This is a genomic window from Paraburkholderia phymatum STM815, assembly GCF_000020045.1.
Lineage (GTDB): Bacteria > Pseudomonadota > Gammaproteobacteria > Burkholderiales > Burkholderiaceae > Paraburkholderia > Paraburkholderia phymatum.
Genome location: NC_010627.1, coordinates 501,860 through 520,139 on the forward strand (window position 1 = coordinate 501,860; position 18,280 = coordinate 520,139).

Annotated in this window: 26 protein-coding genes; 15 read left to right on the forward strand and 11 right to left on the reverse strand. The window is 59.5% G+C overall.

Going from position 1 to position 18,280, the window contains the following annotated elements; translation table 11 throughout:
- Positions 1-6 precede the first annotated feature (6 nt).
- The 5 genes from nifN (at position 7) to BPHY_RS38155 (ending at position 3,011) form a co-directional block, all read left to right on the forward strand.
- On the forward strand, positions 7-1,356 hold the full coding sequence (gene nifN, locus BPHY_RS38135) for a nitrogenase iron-molybdenum cofactor biosynthesis protein NifN (RefSeq protein WP_012406758.1): 1,350 nt from the start codon (positions 7-9) through the stop codon (positions 1,354-1,356).
- 56 nt (positions 1,357-1,412) lie between these two features.
- The gene (gene nifX / locus BPHY_RS38140; RefSeq protein WP_012406759.1) at positions 1,413-1,829 is read left to right on the forward strand and encodes a nitrogen fixation protein NifX; all 417 of its coding nucleotides are present in this window, start codon (positions 1,413-1,415) and stop codon (positions 1,827-1,829) included.
- 72 nt (positions 1,830-1,901) lie between these two features.
- Complete coding sequence (locus BPHY_RS38145; protein WP_015004758.1) at positions 1,902-2,123, forward strand: CCE_0567 family metalloprotein; 222 nt, start codon at positions 1,902-1,904, stop codon at positions 2,121-2,123.
- Complete coding sequence (gene fdxB / locus BPHY_RS38150; protein ID WP_012406761.1) at positions 2,120-2,422, forward strand: ferredoxin III, nif-specific; 303 nt, start codon at positions 2,120-2,122, stop codon at positions 2,420-2,422. The genes BPHY_RS38145 and fdxB overlap by 4 nt, the downstream gene beginning before the upstream one ends.
- Before the next feature lie 16 nt (positions 2,423-2,438).
- Positions 2,439-3,011: a nitrogen fixation protein NifQ gene (locus BPHY_RS38155; protein ID WP_041747178.1), complete on the forward strand. Its 573-nt coding sequence runs from the start codon at positions 2,439-2,441 to the stop codon at positions 3,009-3,011.
- Between the two features lie 144 nt (positions 3,012-3,155).
- On the opposite strand, the gene BPHY_RS38160 is transcribed toward BPHY_RS38155, so the two are convergent.
- From BPHY_RS38160 to nifV, 7 genes are all read right to left on the reverse strand, one after another.
- Positions 3,156-3,641: a hypothetical protein gene (locus tag BPHY_RS38160; protein ID WP_012406763.1), complete on the reverse strand. Its 486-nt coding sequence runs from the start codon at positions 3,639-3,641 to the stop codon at positions 3,156-3,158.
- 73 nt (positions 3,642-3,714) lie between these two features.
- A complete protein-coding gene (locus BPHY_RS38165; RefSeq protein WP_012406764.1) occupies positions 3,715-4,014 on the reverse strand; it encodes a ferredoxin family protein in 300 nt (99 codons plus the stop codon).
- Positions 4,011-5,321: an FAD-dependent monooxygenase gene (locus tag BPHY_RS38170; RefSeq protein WP_012406765.1), complete on the reverse strand. Its 1,311-nt coding sequence runs from the start codon at positions 5,319-5,321 to the stop codon at positions 4,011-4,013. Before BPHY_RS38170 ends, BPHY_RS38165 begins: the two co-directional genes overlap by 4 nt.
- Positions 5,321-6,445: an electron transfer flavoprotein subunit alpha/FixB family protein gene (locus tag BPHY_RS38175; protein ID WP_012406766.1), complete on the reverse strand. Its 1,125-nt coding sequence runs from the start codon at positions 6,443-6,445 to the stop codon at positions 5,321-5,323. Before BPHY_RS38175 ends, BPHY_RS38170 begins: the two co-directional genes overlap by 1 nt.
- Entirely contained in the window at positions 6,442-7,290 is an 849-nt protein-coding gene (locus BPHY_RS38180; RefSeq protein WP_012406767.1) for an electron transfer flavoprotein subunit beta/FixA family protein, read from the reverse strand. Before BPHY_RS38180 ends, BPHY_RS38175 begins: the two co-directional genes overlap by 4 nt.
- Positions 7,291-7,304: 14 nt before the next feature.
- Positions 7,305-7,643 (reverse strand): nitrogenase stabilizing/protective protein NifW, encoded by a 339-nt coding sequence (gene nifW / locus BPHY_RS38185; RefSeq protein ID WP_012406768.1) that lies wholly within the window; start codon positions 7,641-7,643, stop codon positions 7,305-7,307.
- A 42-nt stretch (positions 7,644-7,685) separates the two neighbouring features.
- Positions 7,686-8,822, reverse strand: a complete 1,137-nt coding sequence (nifV, locus tag BPHY_RS38190; RefSeq protein WP_012406769.1) for a homocitrate synthase — start codon at positions 8,820-8,822, stop codon at positions 7,686-7,688.
- A gap of 431 nt (positions 8,823-9,253) precedes the next feature.
- Between nifV and nifB the strand changes: the two genes are divergently transcribed.
- From nifB to BPHY_RS38225, 7 genes are all read left to right on the forward strand, one after another.
- Complete coding sequence (nifB, locus tag BPHY_RS38195) at positions 9,254-10,861, forward strand: nitrogenase cofactor biosynthesis protein NifB (RefSeq protein WP_012406770.1); 1,608 nt, start codon at positions 9,254-9,256, stop codon at positions 10,859-10,861.
- 67 nt (positions 10,862-10,928) lie between these two features.
- Positions 10,929-11,123 carry a 4Fe-4S dicluster domain-containing protein gene (locus BPHY_RS38200; RefSeq protein ID WP_012406771.1) on the forward strand — a complete coding sequence of 65 codons (195 nt, stop codon included), beginning with the start codon at positions 10,929-10,931 and terminating at the stop codon, positions 11,121-11,123.
- A gap of 65 nt (positions 11,124-11,188) precedes the next feature.
- Entirely contained in the window at positions 11,189-11,587 is a 399-nt protein-coding gene (locus BPHY_RS38205; protein WP_012406772.1) for a HesB/IscA family protein, read from the forward strand.
- 30 nt (positions 11,588-11,617) lie between these two features.
- Positions 11,618-12,043, forward strand: coding sequence for a nitrogen fixation protein NifZ (locus BPHY_RS38210; RefSeq protein ID WP_015004765.1), 426 nt, complete (start codon positions 11,618-11,620; stop codon positions 12,041-12,043).
- Positions 12,044-12,058: 15 nt separating this feature from the next.
- Positions 12,059-12,400 carry a nitrogen fixation protein NifZ gene (locus BPHY_RS43795; RefSeq protein WP_012406774.1) on the forward strand — a complete coding sequence of 114 codons (342 nt, stop codon included), beginning with the start codon at positions 12,059-12,061 and terminating at the stop codon, positions 12,398-12,400.
- Between the two features lie 20 nt (positions 12,401-12,420).
- The gene (gene nifT / locus BPHY_RS38220; RefSeq protein WP_012406775.1) at positions 12,421-12,639 is read left to right on the forward strand and encodes a putative nitrogen fixation protein NifT; all 219 of its coding nucleotides are present in this window, start codon (positions 12,421-12,423) and stop codon (positions 12,637-12,639) included.
- Between the two features lies 1 nt (position 12,640).
- The gene (locus tag BPHY_RS38225) at positions 12,641-12,922 is read left to right on the forward strand and encodes a hypothetical protein (RefSeq protein ID WP_012406776.1); all 282 of its coding nucleotides are present in this window, start codon (positions 12,641-12,643) and stop codon (positions 12,920-12,922) included.
- 66 nt (positions 12,923-12,988) lie between these two features.
- On the opposite strand, the gene BPHY_RS38230 is transcribed toward BPHY_RS38225, so the two are convergent.
- Entirely contained in the window at positions 12,989-13,252 is a 264-nt protein-coding gene (locus BPHY_RS38230) for a helix-turn-helix domain-containing protein (protein ID WP_157686966.1), read from the reverse strand.
- Between the two features lie 207 nt (positions 13,253-13,459).
- Between BPHY_RS38230 and BPHY_RS38235 the strand changes: the two genes are divergently transcribed.
- Positions 13,460-13,675, forward strand: a complete 216-nt coding sequence (locus BPHY_RS38235) for a hypothetical protein (RefSeq protein ID WP_041766636.1) — start codon at positions 13,460-13,462, stop codon at positions 13,673-13,675.
- A gap of 200 nt (positions 13,676-13,875) precedes the next feature.
- On the opposite strand, the gene BPHY_RS38240 is transcribed toward BPHY_RS38235, so the two are convergent.
- From BPHY_RS38240 to BPHY_RS38250, 3 genes are all read right to left on the reverse strand, one after another.
- Positions 13,876-14,118: an FmdB family zinc ribbon protein gene (locus BPHY_RS38240; protein WP_012406778.1), complete on the reverse strand. Its 243-nt coding sequence runs from the start codon at positions 14,116-14,118 to the stop codon at positions 13,876-13,878.
- A gap of 9 nt (positions 14,119-14,127) precedes the next feature.
- Positions 14,128-14,718, reverse strand: a complete 591-nt coding sequence (locus tag BPHY_RS38245; protein WP_012406779.1) for an ankyrin repeat domain-containing protein — start codon at positions 14,716-14,718, stop codon at positions 14,128-14,130.
- A gap of 65 nt (positions 14,719-14,783) precedes the next feature.
- Complete coding sequence (locus BPHY_RS38250) at positions 14,784-15,392, reverse strand: hypothetical protein (protein WP_041766638.1); 609 nt, start codon at positions 15,390-15,392, stop codon at positions 14,784-14,786.
- 439 nt (positions 15,393-15,831) lie between these two features.
- On the opposite strand from BPHY_RS38250, the gene nifH reads away from it, so the two are divergent.
- Entirely contained in the window at positions 15,832-16,713 is an 882-nt protein-coding gene (gene nifH / locus BPHY_RS38255) for a nitrogenase iron protein (protein WP_012406781.1), read from the forward strand.
- A 71-nt stretch (positions 16,714-16,784) separates the two neighbouring features.
- Positions 16,785-18,248: a nitrogenase molybdenum-iron protein alpha chain gene (nifD, locus tag BPHY_RS38260; RefSeq protein ID WP_012406782.1), complete on the forward strand. Its 1,464-nt coding sequence runs from the start codon at positions 16,785-16,787 to the stop codon at positions 18,246-18,248.
- Positions 18,249-18,280: the final 32 nt, after the last annotated feature.

Genomic DNA, 18,280 nt, shown 5'->3' on the forward strand with positions numbered 1-18,280 from the left:
AACATCATGGCTATAGTCGTTGAGTCAAAGAAAGCCTGCACGGTCAATCCGCTGAAAACGAGCCAACCGCTCGGCGCAAGCTATGCGGCCATGGGACTCGACGCGTGCATGCCGGTTATGCACGGCTCGCAAGGCTGCACGTCGTTCGGCCTCGTGCTGCTGGTGCGCCATTTCAGAGAGGCAATTCCGCTGCAGACAACAGCGATGAATGAAGTTACCACTATTCTCGGCGGATATGAAAACGTCGAGACAGCGCTGCTAAACATCCGTAGGCGCGCGGCGCCAAAAATCATCGTGCTCTGCTCGACGGGGCTCACCGAGACGAACGGGGAAGACATCGTGGGCCATCTCGCGATGGTGCGCAGACGCAAGCCCGAACTGAACGACACCGAACTCGTCTACGTTTCGACGCCGGATTATGTTGGCGCCTTTGAGGACGGCTACAGGCATGCTCTTACCGCAATCGTGAAGACGCTGGTCAAGCCGCTGCCTACTGTACACCGACAGGTCAATCTGCTACCAGGTAGTCATCTATCGCCGGGCGATATTGACGAACTGCGAGAGATCGTCAGCGCATTCGGGCTAGACCCGATCATACTCCCCGACATCTCGCGTTCGCTCGACGGCCATCTTTCGCCTGTCTGGCGCGGTACCACGCTAGGCGGAACTACGCTCGATCAGATCCGGATGGCGGGTGGTTCGGCCTTTACGATCGGAGTTGGCGAGCAAACCCGTGAAGGTGCGCAGACGCTCGAGTCGATAGCTGGGACGCCGTTCGAAATTTTCGAGCGGCTCACCGGGCTCGAACCCAATGACCGGTTCTTGCAGCGCCTCGCGCAACTGTCGGGGCAGGCCGTTCCGGCAAAGTACCGCCGGCAGCGCAGCCAACTGGTCGATGCGATGCTCGACGGCCATTTTTACACCGGCGGTATCAAGGTGGCCGTGGGTGCGGAACCTGATTTGCTGCTCGCAATCGGTTCGCTGCTACAGGAAATGGGCGCGGAGCTGTCGGTCTGCGTCAGCACGACCACATCGGCGTCGCATGCGCTACTGCCGGCGAGCAGGGTGGTGCTGGGTGACCTGGAAGACATGGAGCGAGCCGCGAACGGTTGCGATCTGCTCATTACTCATTCGCACGGCAGGCAGATGGCCGCACGCCTTGACAAGCCACTCATGCGCGTAGGCTTTCCCGTGTTTGACCGCATCGGTAACGCACATCGTTGCCAGATCGGCTATCGAGGCACGATGAACCTTATCTTTGAAATCGCAAATCTGCTGATCGCACAGATTGTACACCGCCATCCAGCCGACTGGGTGTTGCCGCCATCGCCGTCGCCGCAGCAGTCCCGGCTATGAAATGACGGTGCTGGTGATTGCAGCCAGCACCATGAACATCACTAGGAATCCATCGCATGAAAATTGCATTTGCCACGCAGGATAAGGTGCATGTCGACGCGCACTTCGGGTCGGCGAAGAACATCGTTACGTACGATGTAACGGCCGACAGTCATACGTTCGTGGAAGCCTTTTATTTTGGTGACAATCTGGTCGAGGACGGCGACGAGGACAAGCTCACGCAGAAGCTTGAAGTGATCCAGGGCTGTGCGATCCTGTACGTCGCGGCTATCGGCGGTTCGGGCGCGGCACGCGTGGTTGCGCTGAAAGTCCATCCGGTCAAAGTTTCGCAGCCGGAGTCGATCGAGGACATCCTGATCAAGCTGAGGGTCGTCCTGAAGGGCACGCCGCCACCGTGGTTGCGCAAGGCGCTCACCAAAAATGCTGGCAGATCATACGATATTGCAGAGGATGACGAGATATTTGATCGCTAACTCAATCACTGACACGATTGCCGCGCTGGCGGCCCCGCGACGCCCGCAGTGGGCCGTGTGACAGGGGAGGACATGATGAATGACCCGCAAGAACTTAAGGCGCGCCTGAAAAAGCTCAATGCGTTGGCAATGCAAGCCAAGATGGATCTGCATGACCTGTCGGAGGAACTGCCGACCGGTTGGGAGCAGATCCTGATGGTCGCCCAGCGCTGTCACGACGCGCACGCCGCGCTGATGGACGCGCGCAAGACCGTAGCGGCGGTTCCGGGTGAACCGCCCCGGAGGCTGACATGAACGATACCTTCAGCGTGAAGTTACCCGGTGGAAAAATCTGGACTCCGGCATTTGTCTCCTCGCTCGACGAGCAAAAATGCATCGGCTGCGGGCGATGCTTTCGAGTCTGTTCTCGAGGTGTCCTTCAACTCGTTGGTGTAAGCGAGGACGGCGCGCTCATTCCGCTCGATGACGATGATGAAGACGAGTACCAAAAGAAGGTCATGACAATTGCGCACCCGCAGTTGTGTATCGGCTGCACGGCGTGCGCGAGGATCTGTCCGAAAAAGTGCTACAGGCACGTCCCGGCGCAGATTTGAGCGCGAGAGTATGACTATGGATTTCCACGCGACGCTGATGCGCCACGCGATAAACCCTAACGACTGCACGGTCCTTGCACTCGCTGGAGTGCTTTCAGCGGCGTTCGAGGAAGCCGGCGTGCGCATACTGCCTATCTGCGGACTCAATGCCGACGAGACCCGCTGGCTACTTGCACGGTGGTTCCCAGGCGCGGACGGTGCATTATCGCTGCCACAGGGCGCATTTGCTGTGACCACCCCGCAGCGTGGCTCGCGATACGACGAGGTTGAAGACCTCATAACCTTGTTCAAGGCGCATGCTGATCCGCGCGCAGGGACAACCAGCGAAGTCCATTGTATTTCCCATGCCCTGGCCTGCGCCTCTGTGCGGGACAAACACCTCTGGCAGGACTTGCGCCTTCGTTCGCGGCATGAATTGTCGGCGCTGCTCGGCTACTGGTTTCCACGGCTTGCTGAGAAAAACGTCCACGGCATGAAGTGGAAAAAATTCCTCCATAAGCAACTGTGCGAGCGAGAGGCATTGTCTATCTGCAAGGCCCCGTACTGCGGCGACTGCGCGGATTTCGCGGATTGCTTCGGACCGGAATGAAGATTCTGGCTGCCCAAGTGAGCATGCGCCTGCGGGGAAGGTGCGCGATGACTGTCAGGTCCGACACTGACACTCGAACGCCCCAGAAACTCGCAGGGAGTTTCTCGGTAGCCGTGCCGAGGATGTACTACCAGTCAGAGGCAATTATCGCGATCCGGACTGTGTCAGCAAAGCTTCCACGACATCGAAACCGACGCAATCGGTAGGGTCCAGCTTGCGTAGCTTGGCGATCAGCTTCAGTGCAACGGCGCGGTTGCCGCGCCGCACGCTGATGAACGCCAGTGCCTTGAGCGTGAATAGCCAGAAGCGGCTAGGACCGGGAATGGTGAAGTCCGCATCGCCCGGTTGTACCGCACACCAGTTGCTGTCGATCGACGCTTGTCGGGCGGCGACCGCCAAAGCCTTGGTCGCGACCTCCTGCGCCTCGCCAAGTTCACCACGGTTCGCATGGAACTTATACAGGAGATAGTAGGGGGGCAGGCAGCGCGGGTACGTCAGAACCGCAGTCCATAGCGCGGCGGCCACATCCTCATCGTCGCCGCCGCGAGCCGTATCGATCAGCTGTAGCACGGCTGCGGGGACGTTGCCGCCGAAGAGGTCGGTCGATTCGATACCGGTAATGAGGTTCATTAACTTGCTCCGATGATGGTGCTCCCCCGCCTTTCGTGAAGTTCGGGAGCCGATTTGATTAAGATGTGTTTCTCTACCCGAATTTGAACAGGATGCCATGCCCGCCACGTGGGTACGCCCATTCGAGGTTGTGGTGTTCTGTGCATAGAATGCGGCAACTGCCGCATTCCAGGCAGCCGTCGGTAATCAGCGTGACCGAGCCGTTGTTCTCCTTCCGATAACAGGACGCAGGGCATACGAAGGTGCAGCTTTTGTCGGCACAGTCGTTGGTGCAGACGTCAACATTTTTGATATGGACGTGCGGCCGGCCTACGTCCACGCGGTAGCGGTTCTGAAACAGCTTTTCCTCGATATTGACATCGACCGTTTTCATCGGAAGGCCCTCCAGAATTTGTACGCGTCGCCGACGAGCCCGGTCAGCGAGCGGCTTTCGCGGAAACTGGCCATAACCTCGTGCTTTTTGGTCTTCTTGTCGACGCCATCCACGGTAATCATGGTACGGGCCGCCTTGGCGACGAGATCAGGGTATGTCGTAAAGAACTGTGGATTGCGGTGTAGGATTTTCGGCATGTCGCGGTATCTGTATAAGTCTTTCATCACGAAGCTGTCGTCGAGCGCGTCTTTATACGTGGCTAGTGCGTTAGCGCGGTAGCCACGGCCAACCGCTTTTGCGGCGATGGCGGTTTCGGCAGCGAGGCGTCCTGTTGTCATGGCGAGATTGCAACCTTCGCGATGCGCGGCATTGACGAAGCCGCCTGAGTCACCGACGATCATCCAGCCATTGCCGTACACTTGCGGTATCGCATCGAAGCCTCCTTCGGGAATCAGGTGAGCGCAGTACTCCTTCATCTCGCCCCCTGCGATGAGCGGCACGATTGACGGATGACGCTTCATTTTTTCGAGCAGCACATACGGGCTCATGCGGTTCGAGTTCTTTTTGAAGTCACTCAGCATGCAGCCGACCCCAATGGTCAGCGACTCTTTGTTTGTGTAGAGGAACCCTGTTCCCGCCATGCCTTCGGTGATCCGGCCAACCATCTCGATCACGACGCCTTCTTCATCGCCGACGTTAAAGCGCTGGCGAATGGTCTCCTCTGGCATGAAGAGAATTTCCTTCACAGCCAGCGCGACGTTGCTCGCCTCGATTTCGCCGTGAAAGCCCGCCTTGCGTGCGAGCGTTGAGTTGACCCCGTCCGCGAGAATCACAATGTCCGCGTAGACCTCGCCCTGCTCCCGATCGCATTGCACGCCGACCACCTGGTCTCCATCCATGATCAGGTGATTCACCGTGGTCTCGCAGATCAGCAATGCGCCGGCCTCGCGCACCTTCGATGAGAACCACTTGTCGAACTGCGCACGGATGATCGTGTAGCGGTTGTACGGTGGCTTGTTGTAGTCGTCGCTACGCACGTGCGTGCCCACGAAGGAAGTATCGTCGAGCATCCACATGCGCTGCTCGATGATGTGGCGCTCGAGCGGAGCGTGATCACGAAAGTCCGGAATGATCTGTTCCAGCGCGTTTGCGTAGAGAATCGCGCCTTGAACGTTTTTGCTGCCAGGATATTCGCCGCGCTCGATCTGAAGCACCTCCAGTCCGCCCTTGGCCATCACGTAAGCTGCGGCGTTGCCAGACGGTCCGGCACCAACGACGATCGCATCGAATCGTGAGGTCTTTTTCATCATGCTCTCCTTTTGCTACGCATCTGCTGCAGTTCCAGATGGTCATTGCACGCGTACGTCAGCGCCGGCAGCAGTTGAAGTGCGTCCGCGACGATGCCATAGTGCGCGTAGTCGAAAATCGGAGCGTTCGGGTCGGTGTTGATCGCGACGATGACGTCAGAACTCTCCATGCCGACGCGGTGCTGGATCGCGCCCGAGATGCCCGCAGCGATGTAAAGTTTCGGCCGCACGGTTTTGCCTGTCTGCCCGACTTGCCGATCGGCCTCCACCCAGCCCGCCTGCACGCACGGACGGGTTGCTCCAACTTCGCCGCCGAGCACGCGTGCCAGATCGAACAGGAGCCGGAAATTCTCCGGGTTCTTTAGCCCCTTGCCGCCGCTAACTATGACGTCCGCGTAGGGCAGGTTGACCTGATTACTTTTGTCATCGGCGATGAAGTCGAGCAATTTGGTCACAATGTCGGCCTCAACGATCCCAAGCGCCTCCTTCACGATCTCGCCGCCGCGCCCCGTTTGCGCCTGCGGCATCGCCATGACCCGCGGGCGCACCGTCGCCATCTGCGGGCGGTATGCGAGCGTCATGATCGTACAAAGTAGCGAGCCGCCGAAAGTCGGCCGTGTGGCCGCCAGCGCGCGCGAGGCTGGATCAATGTTTAACTCGGTGCAGTCGGCGGTGAGGCCGGTCGAGAGCGTCGTTGCCACAGAGCCGGCGAGATCTCGGCCCGTTGAGGTTGCACCGAGCAGCAGAATTTCAGGGCGGTACTTGTTGACCAGATCGGTCAGCCCTTTTGTGAACGGCTCGTTGCGGTAACCGAGCAATACCGGATCGTGAATCACGTATGCCTTGTCCGCGCCGAAACTGAACGCCTGGGTGGCAAACTGTTCAAGTGGCTCGTCCTTACCGCCGAGCGCCGCCACGGCGACGTCGCTGCCGAGTTTGTCTGCGAGCTTGCGCGCCTCACCGAGCAGTTCCCACGACACGCTATGTACGTGACCCCGATCGTGCTCAAGAAAGACCCAGACACCCTGATAGGCTTTTAGGTGCTCGGGCAGATCGAGGTTACGGCCTCCGGCCGGTTTGGCTGGCACGGCCGGCTTCTTGTTTGAGGCAGCGGGCGAGTTCATGAGTCCCTCTTCATCAGCACGTCCGCCTCCAGAGTCGGATGGCGAGTGAATATCTTATGCATCAGTTTCAACGACACATCGCGGAGGCTGGACGCGCCGAGTTCGAGCATTTCAGCCGTTTCAGCGCGCGACGTCGGGCCGAACACTTTGCTGACCACTGTCGGTGAACCTTTCAGCCCGATCTTGCTCGCGTCCTCAATGCCGGCCTGTTCGCGGTTCCATTTGCGCACGGGGAAGCCTGCCGCGTGAATCATTGCCGGCAGTGTTGCGAAGCGCAGTTCGTTAGTGTTCTCAAGCATCGTCACAAGACATGGCAATGCAGTTTTGAGTACCTGCACGCCGCCTTCGGCACGACGCTCGACGACGATCGTGCGCGCGTCGACGTCGATCTCGACGATCCTGGACACATAGGTGAGTAACTGGGCGCCGAGGCGCTTGGCAATGCCGGGGCCGACCTGAGCGGTGTCGCCGTCGATCGTCTGTTTGCCAGTGAAGACGATGTCCACCGCCTGTTCTGTTGCGATTTGCCTGATCGCGGCGGCAAGCGCATACGATGTTGCGAGCGTATCGGCGCCAGCGAACGCACGATCGGTGACGAGCACGGCGTCGTCGGCGCCGTAGCTGATGCATTTACGGAGCGCTTCCTCAGCCTGTGGCGGTCCCATGCAGAGCATCGTGACTGCGCCGCCGAAGCGATCCTTTATCCGCAACGCTTCTTCCAGCGAGAACAGATCGTACGGGTTCACGATTGCCGGCACGCCTTGGCGCATGATGGTGTTGTTGACTGGGTGAACCCGGATCTGCGCCGAATCCGGGACCTGCTTGATGCAGACGACAATATGCATTGAGGAACTCCGGGTCAGGCGGCGCCGCGGGTGGGCAACGACGCGCGCACCTTGTCAAGGGCGACGAGCCTCCGTCCATCCGCTTCCTGGAAAACTTTGAATACCTTCTGCTCCGCAGGCGTGGACACAACAAAGTCGTTGTAAGCCTTCTGGAGCAGACTTCGGTAGACGTTGAGCACGCCCGTCGCGTTGTCCCGCGGCAGTTCTTCCTGTTGCTCGATGTACTGGAAGAAGCGCTTGAGGATGTGCAGGCGGCTCACGTTCACCACCTTTTCATCAAATGCGATCTCGAAGAATCGCATGAAATCCTCGATCGATGAGAGGTGATACAGTTGCTCGATAGCTCTTTGCATGTCGTTGCTCCTATTGGACAGGTTTGGCCGCGATGAGCACACTCATGACGCCTCCACTCGCGTGCCGCGAGCTTGGGCCAGGATGCGATGCAGATCCCTTGCGCTGGGCGCCTGTTTGTGCTGCATGGCGAAAGAACGAATGCGCGCAAGCAGCGGCGGGATGAGTCGCTCAGCGACCCTCACGCCTAAAGCGTCGTAGGCGTCGCGCACACTTTGAGATCCAGAATGTTTCCCGAGAATCATCGACCGTTGCCGGCCGAGCTCAGCTGGGTCGAATCCCTCGTAGGTGGTGGGATGCTTGGCGATGCCGTCGGTGTGTATGCCCGATTCGTGAGTAAAGACACCTCGACCGACGATGCTCTTGTTGAACGAAACGGTACGGCCTGACGCCCGTTCTACCAACGAGGAAATGTTGAGCAGCGCTCGCGTGTCGACGCCTGTGTCACGTCCCAGCAGGTGCCGCACGCCCATCACGATTTCTTCCAGCGCCGCATTGCCGGCCCGCTCACCCAAGCCGTTGACGGTGGTGTTCGCGTGCGTGGCGCCGGCCCCAAGAGCGGCGAGTGTGTTGGCTGTGGCAAGCCCGAGGTCGTTGTGTGCATGAATTTCGATCTCAAGATCAACAGCATTGCGCAGCGCTGCAATGGCGTGGAAGGTCTTAAAGGGATCCAGCACACCCACGGTATCCGCAAACCGCACACGCTGCGCTCCATATCGCTGCGCGCAGCGAGCGACTTCTATGAGGAACGAGGGGTCCGCGCGCGAAGCGTCCTCCATGCCAAGAGAAATCTTAGAGTGATTTTTCGCTGCCTCCTCGACGACGCGTGCTATCTGCGCTAGTACCCAGCCGCGCGACTGACGCAGCTTATACTGCAAATGAATGTCCGAAACCGGAATCGAGAGATGAACGATATCAGCACGGCAGCGCAATGCCGCAGCGAGATCCCCATCGGTGAGGCGGCCCCAAACCATCAGACTGGCGTCGAGCTTAAGGTCGACAATGGCCTCGATGCACGCGATTTCGTCTTCGCCGATGGCCGGAATTCCGATTTCGAGTTCGGCCACACCAGCGCGCGAAAGTGATGCGGCGATCGCGCATTTTTCCTCGAGGCGAAACGCGACACCGGCGGCCTGCTCCCCGTCGCGGAGTGTCGTGTCGTTGATTATCGGTTTGAGCATGTCTACGGCCTATTGAATAGTCGCCGATGGATTCGCAAGGCTCGTGCCAGACAAGCATCACCGGTGACAGAGTGCTTTGCGGGGCATTTCAACCGGCTATTCGTGTCGCCTATGTCCTTTTCCTGACAGTGCTGACGTCCATCAGGCGACTACGAGCGGATTGAGCGCCGCATCGGTTATTATAATAATTGGGTATGCGAAGTAATGTTTGCGAACAAAACACCGCAATTGTGATATCTGTCGCAAAAGCGACAGATTAGTCGGGTTTGTCGAATTTGAATGCCGGCGCAAACCCGAGAAACCTGATCGGCCCTATCACCGGTGTCCGACCAACTCCAAGATTGAACGAGACCCGAAGCGAATCGCGTTCGAGTGGCACGGATTTCGCTCTGGCTTAGCGTGCGACCGCCGTCGGTTGCGAGGAGATATCCATGGAAGATAGCGCGAACCACAGCATGCTGCCCTCAACTGCCTGTATCGGCATCGGGCAGATAACGCGCCTGGGGTCCACCGTCGAAGCGCTCGCTCCCCCGGGCGGCGGTTGTTGTCCACGCAGTGGTGGCGACGGTCAGTCTGGCCGTGGTTCGTCAGGCATACCCGATGACCTGCCGACAGAGGTGTGGGAAAAGATTAAGAATCACCCCTGTTATTCAGAAGAGGCGCATCGTCATTATGCGCGGATGCATGTGGCGGTGGCCCCGGCGTGCAACATTCAGTGCAACTACTGCAATCGCAAATATGACTGTTCGAACGAGTCCCGGCCTGGTGTCGTGTCGGAGAAGCTGACGCCGGAGCAGGCGGTAAAAAAGGTAGTGGCCGTCGCCGGCCGGATCCCGCAGCTGACCGTGCTTGGCATTGCGGGTCCCGGCGATTCGCTGGCTGATGCGAAAAAGACTTTCGACACCTTCCGTATGCTTCGCGAGCGGACTCCGGACATCAGGCTATGCTTGTCGACGAATGGACTCGCGTTGCCGGACCTTGTCGACGAGATTTGCGAGCACAACATTGACCACGTAACCATCACCATTAACATGGTCGATCCTGTCATCGGCGAAAAGATATATCCGTGGATTTTCTGGGGCCACCGACGACTCACGGGAAAAGAGGCCGCGCGCATCTTGCACGAGCGGCAAATGCGAGGACTCGAGATGCTGACTGCGCGTGGCGTACTTACGAAGATCAACTCGGTGTTGATTCCAGGCATCAACGACGAACACCTGATCGAGGTAAATCGCGAGGTAAAGAGGCGCGGTGCCTTTCTGCACAACATCATGCCGCTGATCTCCCAGCCAGAGCATGGCACGTATTTCGGCCTGCGCGGACAGCGTGGTCCGACTGCGAGTGAGCTTAAGGCCGTGCAGGAGGCGTGCATGGGCGGCACGAACCTGATGCGCCATTGCCGGCAGTGTCGTGCCGACGCGGTGGGGCTTCTCGGCGAGGATCGCCGCGAGGAGTTCACGCTCGACAGGATCGACCACATGGAAGTCGACTATGACCTCGACGGTCGCCGCGAATTTCAGCGACGCCTGGAAGCCGAAGTCGATATGCAGCGTGGTGCGAAACAAGAGGCGCTCGCCTTCGCGCAGGCGAGCGCGGTGGAGGGCGACATGAAGGTTTTGATTGCCGTCGCGACGAAGGGGCGCGGCCGGGTGAACGCGCATTTCGGGCATGTCTCCGAATTCCAGATTTTCGAGATTGGCGCTGCCGGAGCGTTCTTCGTCGGCCACCGCCGTGTGGACCTTTATTGCCAAGGCGGCTATGGCGACGACGAGGGCCTGCTGCAGCTCACGCGCGCGATCAGCGATTGTCATGCTGTCTTGGTTGCAAAGATCGGCGCGTGTCCGCGCAAGGAACTATCGCGCGCGGGCGTCGAGCCGGTGGACCAGTACGCGGGCGAATTTATCGAAAAGGCGGCGCTTGCGTGGTTCGCCGACTATTGCAGCCGTGTAGCCGGTGGCGTGATCGTGCATGCGCAACGTGGCGAGGCCACAATCCCGCCGGGGGCGTTGATGGCTGCGACCGCAGATGCAGCTTCTTGAGCGGCAGGCAGGATAGTCATGCCTGTCTCACCGGGCTTACACCGATCATCATTGCAAGGAGTGTCGCATGGCCCTGAAGATCATTGCGTCAACGTGTACCGGCTGCTCGGCCTGCGAGCCGCAGTGCGCCAATATCGCCATCAGTGAGAAAAACGGTGTCTTTGCAATCGATCCGAAGAAATGCATGGAGTGCGACGGCCAGTTCGATACTCCGCAATGCGTGGCGGTGTGCCCCGTGGACGGATGCATCGTTCCGGCCTAGCCCCGTTTCCCCGCGCATCGCGCCACTTGCGTCTAACGACTGCTCACTTTGACAGGACCGACACCATGCTGCCCAACCTTACCGTGACACCCGCTGCCGAAAAGTTCATGCGCCGTATTGTGCGCTTTTCCGGCTTGCCATCTGGTGCGGGTTTTCGTCTGCTTGTGAACTCTGGCGGCTGCTCTGGATACGATGCCGGGTTCAGTGCCGTAACCGGGGCGCAGCCAGGCGACGAGGCGATGGAGATCAATGGTCTGCGTCTTTTCCTGCCCGCAGAAAGCCGCCTGCTGCTGGACGGTGTGACGATCGACTTCGTCGACACACCTGATCGGTCGGGTTTCGCGTTCATGAAGGACAATCAGGGACCTGGTGTTGCCGCCAGCGAAGGCGAACCCGGTGTCAGGCGCATTGAAGTGGGTGCGATCGGACACGGGCGCCCCTTGTTGCCGCCACCAGCATCGTGAAGTGCACACCTTGGCCTTTCGCAGGAGCAAATGATGGGTGACTTCCAAAACGAGGACGCCATCGAGGTCGCGTGTGCGCCATCGTTCAGCATTGGCGAGCGTGTGATCGCGCGCTCGGTAATTCGCAACGATGGCACCTACACCGGCAAGAATATGGGCGAGCTTCTCGTGAACAAGGGCGACGCAGGCTATGTCACCCGGATCGACATGTTCCTGCAGCGGTTTTACATCTATGCGGTTCATTTCGTTGAAACAGATCGCAAGGTCGGCATGCGCGCGAAGGAACTGTGCACGCTCGATTATCTTCCCGATGACGTGCTCGCGTGTCTGGGCGAGCGGGCCACGGTTCTGAGCTCGATCGACCAGATACTGCCGACTGCGACAGCGGCGGATGGGCGAAGCCTTTGGCACACGGAACACCAGGGCGATGCATCGGACAATCGAGTTGCGAGCTAGCCCTATTCATGAGGTATGAGCGTGGTCGTACTGCACGACAGCTACAACGATGGCGGATATCGCGACCGGGGCGAAGGTAAGTGTCTCCTGAGGGCCGGCTCCCTCGGCGAGATCGTCGACGTCGGGCAGGTGGTTGAGAACGGCGAGCCGCTGCGCCTCTCTTTGACGGCTTTTGGTCGGCTGCCCGGAGGAACAAAACTGTTTCTGCACCGGTGCGACCATCGCGCAAGGAGACGAGCTGGGCGCGTGACAGATTATGTATTGGCTGCGGCGGCATTTCTCACATGCTGCCAGCGTCGCCACTTTGCTCGTGCTGTATTCAAAACGATGTACGTTCGCACGGCGCAAATTTCCTAACCAAACCAGGAGCTTTTACTGTGAAAATCACGATCCGAAAGGATAGCAAAGGCATACTCTGCGCCTACATTCCGAGGACGGATTTGGAGGAGCCAATTGTTTCAATCGCGCGGGCACGGATGTGGGGTGGGCTCGTCACGCTTGCGAACGGCTGGCAGTTCGAGTTGCCTGAGTTGGCGCCCGACACCGTGCTTCCGGTCACCGTGGAAGCCCGGCGCCTGGCGGGCGGTCACGACTAACATGGCGCTTACTGCAGCTCAGATACATACGATAACCGAATTGGTTCTCAACGAGCCGACGTTGTCGGAAGCCGCAGCAGGTTGGCGCAAGCGCTATCCCGACGTGCGTGTCATTCGGATCAGCGCGGTCGAACTGTTCAATGAAGAGCCGGTGGTGGAATTTCGTGGTCGCCGCGTCTATTTTGCGACGTCAACAGGGGTTTGCGTCTCCGTGACGGCGGAAGCCAGTGAGGCCGATATGCTTATCCTAGCCGAAGAGGGCGCCTACGATGGAGACTATTGAAATCGCGCTTGGCGAGCCAGCCCGTGGAGACGAGAGAACGAACTCGTTCATGCCGTATTGCAGTCGTCATGCTGGAGCGATGGGCCAATGCTTCAGGTATCGACCGACCGTCCGCGCAGACACCTTGATGCCATACTCGCGCTCGATGAGCTGCGCTACCGACTCGCGGGTCCACAGGTAGAATGGCAACGCCAGCCGATCCGGCATCGGTTCGATGATCAGCTTGCGGATTCTCATGGTCTGCCGGTGATCCAACCGGCCACTTTCCAGTCGACGGCCACGCTTGCATGGCCTGAGCGATCTCAGGCCGCCTTCTCGCGACCGCTTCATCCAGTTGCTTACTGCCCGCGGACTTGCCCCGAATGTGTGAGCCGGCGCGGTTTGCGCGATTCCATCAACCACCGTTTGCACCACTACTTTTCTCAGGTGCGCCTGCGAGGGCCCCCGTCGAGGTGTCGGGCATCAGTTTTCGTCTTCATACCCGTTAACGCACTACGCACTATTTAGTGCCAAGTCAGTAAATGCTGGAGCGGTCGCATGGAGGTTGCCACGGCACAGCAAAAGAGCGGTAAGCGCACGCGGGCAATCCCGGCTGGCAATACCAACGGGCATTCGGCCACTAGGGAACGGTTGCGCAAGCTTGCCGATGAGAGAGCCTTGGGGGATGGAAACCGCAGCCTACAGCCATCCTTTCACCAGCAGTTTCGCTACGTGCGGGCCTTCGACGCGATCCGAACCGAGCGTGGCTTCTAACGCGTAGCGGATTGGTGGCAGGGCGCCAGCGTTGCGGCTACATACGCAGCTCCGTGCGCACGCGTGAAGGTACATCGGTACATCGTCAGGCCACTAAAGGGCACGGCGATCAACTTCGGCGCTGGAGCCGCTATCTATCTCTCCAGGCGGCAGCAGCAATTCCCGGCTGGACAAGCCGCCGTACCATTGCTGCTGCCGCTTCAACCGCGGCGCAGGAGGTTGCTGCGTTCTGTAGCCGTGTAGTTGCTGAAATGGCCTTCGCGCGCGGCCTGACGGCGTGCCGCCGCGATGATTGCTTTGCTGCGGGCGGGAGCGCACGGCGCACTGACCTGTTTATCCAGCGAGGTACTGCGACAGCGCGGACAAAGAGGCGTCGTGCCACCACGCACAAGCGCTTCGAAATGCAACGCGCAGTTGCGGCATAGATAGTCGTATAGCGGCATGAGTTCCTTTCAGCGCAAAGAGTTATCCGGCAGGACGCTACCCGGAATTCGTGGTTGCCTCAGTTCCGCGACGTACCGATCGGTGGCGGAGATCGATCCCCGCCGGGCGTCCCTGAGCCGGCCTACCGTATGCAAGAGCTGCAGTCCGAAATCGGTGGCCATGTCGAATGCATTTCGCCCGTCGGGCGCAACGAGGCTGTCGCTGGCGCCGAGCGATATCAGCAGCCACATGACCTCGAGCCGGCCGCTGGCGGCGGCCTGCATCAGGCACGTGATGTCGTTCCCGTTCGTGTGATCAATATCGAGGCCGGCCCCGACCAACCGTAGGATCGATGCGGGTGCGCCGCCCAGACACGCGTGCCAGAGTGCCTGGTTACCTTCGTCGTCGAGCGCGCCGACGTGTGCACCTTCATCCAGCAACGCGGCGACTATGCTGTCTTCGCCGTGCAGCGCTGCCGCCATCAGCGGCGTCATGCCCTCAATGCTGCGCGAGTGAATGTCCGGGAAGTCGTGGATCGAGAGCCATGTTCCGAGCGTTGCCCACGTGACATCGCGGCGGCTTGCGCTTTCGTATGGGACAGTGTCGGTGAGTAGTGACATGATGACACTCCGGCTCATTGGATAGGCGTCGCCGTCACACGCGCCCGAAACGCTGAAATGATAGGTCAGACTGGCCTGTTTTCGTTTGGATTGCGAACCGGCCCCATCGCTTCGAGTCCTTCCGCGTAGCTAATCGTGTCAAACGGCAGGTCGAAGAGGATCGCGGCGTCGGCGACCGCGTCGAGCTTGCCGGCCGTGTCTTTCCTTTTCAGCTCGCTCTTCTCCAGATGCAGGAGCTCAAGCATCTCGTTGTAGACGGTCGATTCCACAATCGGCAGCACGTAGAACACCGCTCCGTTGTACGGCACCTGGTAGCGTCTGGACAGATCGACGTTGTCGCAGAACAGGAAATACTTTCCGCGGGCCGAGAGGGCATTGCCGAGCACTTCCGCGACGTCTCTCAGGTATTCGAAGCTCAGTAGCCAACCGGCAAAGAACGACAGGTGCGGGTCGCTGACGTCCGCTACGGCCATGACCTGTTCGCAGGAAAGCTCGGGCGGGCGCGCCTCGTCGGCGAGCCGCGGTCCGAAGCGTAGCGCGAGCTCGCCGCGAAAACCGATCCGGCGAGGCGCGTTCGTATGCCCCCTGAAGACCGCGTTGAGGAGTCGGCCCTGGTGTTGCAGACTGGCCAACGGGGTTTCATCGAGTTCATGGTGGCTGATCGTGTCAGTCATTAGCATTCCTCTTTGATGGATCTTGCATGCGCGCGGACCGGGCGCTGCTTCGCACATCCTCGGCGGGATGTGCCGGGAACTTTGCAACATCCGTACCAATGCCAGGGCCAACGCCAGGCAGGCTATACGGGCAGACTGCCCGGTGCTGCCCATGTCGTTTGCGACAAAAGGTGCGCGATTTGTCGGGAAGGCGACGTCGCGAACGTCGCAGGCGGCCATTCGGGGGAACCCGGCGGAAACCCGGCCTGGCCAGGGTTTCGACGATCTGCGCACTCATGGCATAAAAGCTGCGTCAACGGGGCCGCGCGGACACAATCCGGCCGATGCGTGACTCGACAGAAGAAGACCATACGGACACCGCAGGCTGAGGACATGGTCGCGGCTTTGCAGATCTGATTCGCAACCCTGGTTTCACCTTCCATGTCAATGGAGTACGACAATGTCTCAACTTCGGCAAATCGCCTTCTACGGCAAAGGCGGCATCGGCAAGTCCACCACGTCGCAAAATACGCTTGCGGCGCTGAGCGACCTCGGGCAGAAGATCCTCATCGTAGGGTGTGATCCAAAGGCTGACTCGACGCGCCTGATACTGCACGCGAAGGCGCAGGACACAATTCTCTCGCTTGCGGCGGAAGCGGGTTCAGTCGAGGACCTGGAACTCGATGACGTGATGAAGATCGGCTACAAGGACATCCGCTGCGTCGAGTCGGGGGGGCCTGAGCCGGGCGTCGGCTGCGCGGGCCGTGGCGTCATCACGTCGATCAATTTCCTCGAGGAGAACGGCGCGTATGACGGCGTGGACTATGTGTCGTACGACGTGCTCGGCGACGTGGTGTGCGGTGGCTTCGCCATGCCCATTCGCGAGAACAAGGCGCAGGAAATCTACATTGTCATGTCAGGCGAGATGATGGCGATGTACGCGGCGAACAACATCTCGAAGGGCATCCTGAAATACGCGAACAGTGGCGGCGTGCGCCTGGGCGGGCTCATCTGCAACGAGCGCAAGACCGACAAGGAACTGGAGCTTGCCGAATCGCTCGCGACGATGCTTGGCACGAGGCTGATCCACTTCGTGCCGCGCGACAACATCGTCCAGCACGCGGAACTGCGGCGAATGACCGTGATCGAGTACGCGCCGGACAGCTCACAGGCGGGCCAGTATCGCGCGCTTGCCGAGAAGATTCACCACAACGGCGGCAATGGCGTGGTTCCGACGCCGATCACGATGGACCAGCTCGAAGACCTGCTGATGGAGAAAGGCATCATGGTGCAGGTCGACGAGTCGCAGGTCGGCAAAACGGCGGCCGAACTGACCGCCTGACGAATGCCGGGCGAAGGTCGCCGTGCGGCGGCCGGATCCGGCGATGACATTCTCCACTTATGGGATATGCAATGACCGCGACGGTTGAAGAACGCAAGGCCGCCAACAAGGCCCTGATCGACGAAGTGCTGCAGGCCTACCCCGAAAAGATGGCCAAGCGCCGCGCCAAGCATCTGGGTTCCTTTGAACAGGGCAAGCCCGACTGTGGGGTGAAGTCCAACATCAAGTCGCTGCCCGGCGTGATGACGATTCGCGGCTGCGCGTACGCCGGCTCTAAGGGCGTTGTCTGGGGGCCGATCAAGGATATGATTCACATCAGTCACGGCCCCGTCGGCTGCGGCCAGTACTCGTGGGGTTCGCGCCGCAACTACTATGTCGGCACGACGGGCATCGATACGTTCGTCACGATGCAGTTCACTTCCGATTTCCAGGAGAAGGACATCGTGTTCGGCGGCGACAAGAAGCTCGACAAGATCATCGACGAGATCCAGGAGCTCTTTCCGCTCAACAGAGGTATCTCCATCCAGACTGAGTGTCCGATCGGTCTGATCGGTGACGACATCGAGGCAGTCTCAAAGAAGAAGAGCACGCAGTACGGGCGGCACACGATCGTGCCGGTACGCTGCGAGGGTTTTCGCGGTGTGTCGCAGTCACTCGGCCATCATCTTGCAAACGATGCGATCCGCGATTGCGTGTTCGACCACGCCGATCCGAACAGGCGGCCCTCACTTGAGTCGACACCTTACGACGTCGCGATCATCGGTGACTACAACATCGGCGGCGATGCGTGGTCAAGCCGGATCCTGCTTGAGGAGATGGGTTTGCGCGTCATCGCGCAGTGGTCGGGCGATGGCACGCTTGCTGAACTCGAAAGTACGCCGAAATCCAAGCTTAACCTGCTGCACTGCTACCGGTCAATGAACTACATCAGCCGGCACATGGAAGAGAAGTATGGGACTCCGTGGGTCGAGTACAACTTTTTCGGTCCGACAATGATCGAGAAGAGCCTGCGTGAGATCGCGAGCCGATTTGATGACACAATCAAGGCGAATGCCGAAAAAGTGATCGCTAAATACCGCGCGTTGATGGATGCTGTCATAGCTAGGTATAAGCCGCGTCTGCAAGGCAAGAAGGTGATGCTGTTTGTGGGCGGCTTGCGCCCGCGTCACGTTATCGGGGCATACGAAGACCTTGGCATGGAAGTCGTCGGTACCGGCTACGAGTTCGCTCACAACGACGACTACCAGCGCACGACGCACCACGTTAACGACGGCACACTGATCTACGACGACGTGACCGGCTATGAATTCGAGAAATTTGTTGAGCACACGAGGCCGGATCTCGTCGGCTCGGGCATCAAGGAAAAGTACGTCTTTCAGAAGATGGGCGTCCCCTTCCGGCAGATGCACAGCTGGGATTACTCCGGCCCCTATCACGGCTACGACGGCTTCGCGATCTTTGCGCGCGACATGGACATGGCGATCTCGAGTCCAGTATGGGGTCTCTCGAAGGCCCCGTGGAAAAAGGCTGCCTGAGCGCAACCGGGCGCTTATGGCACAACGGTGCC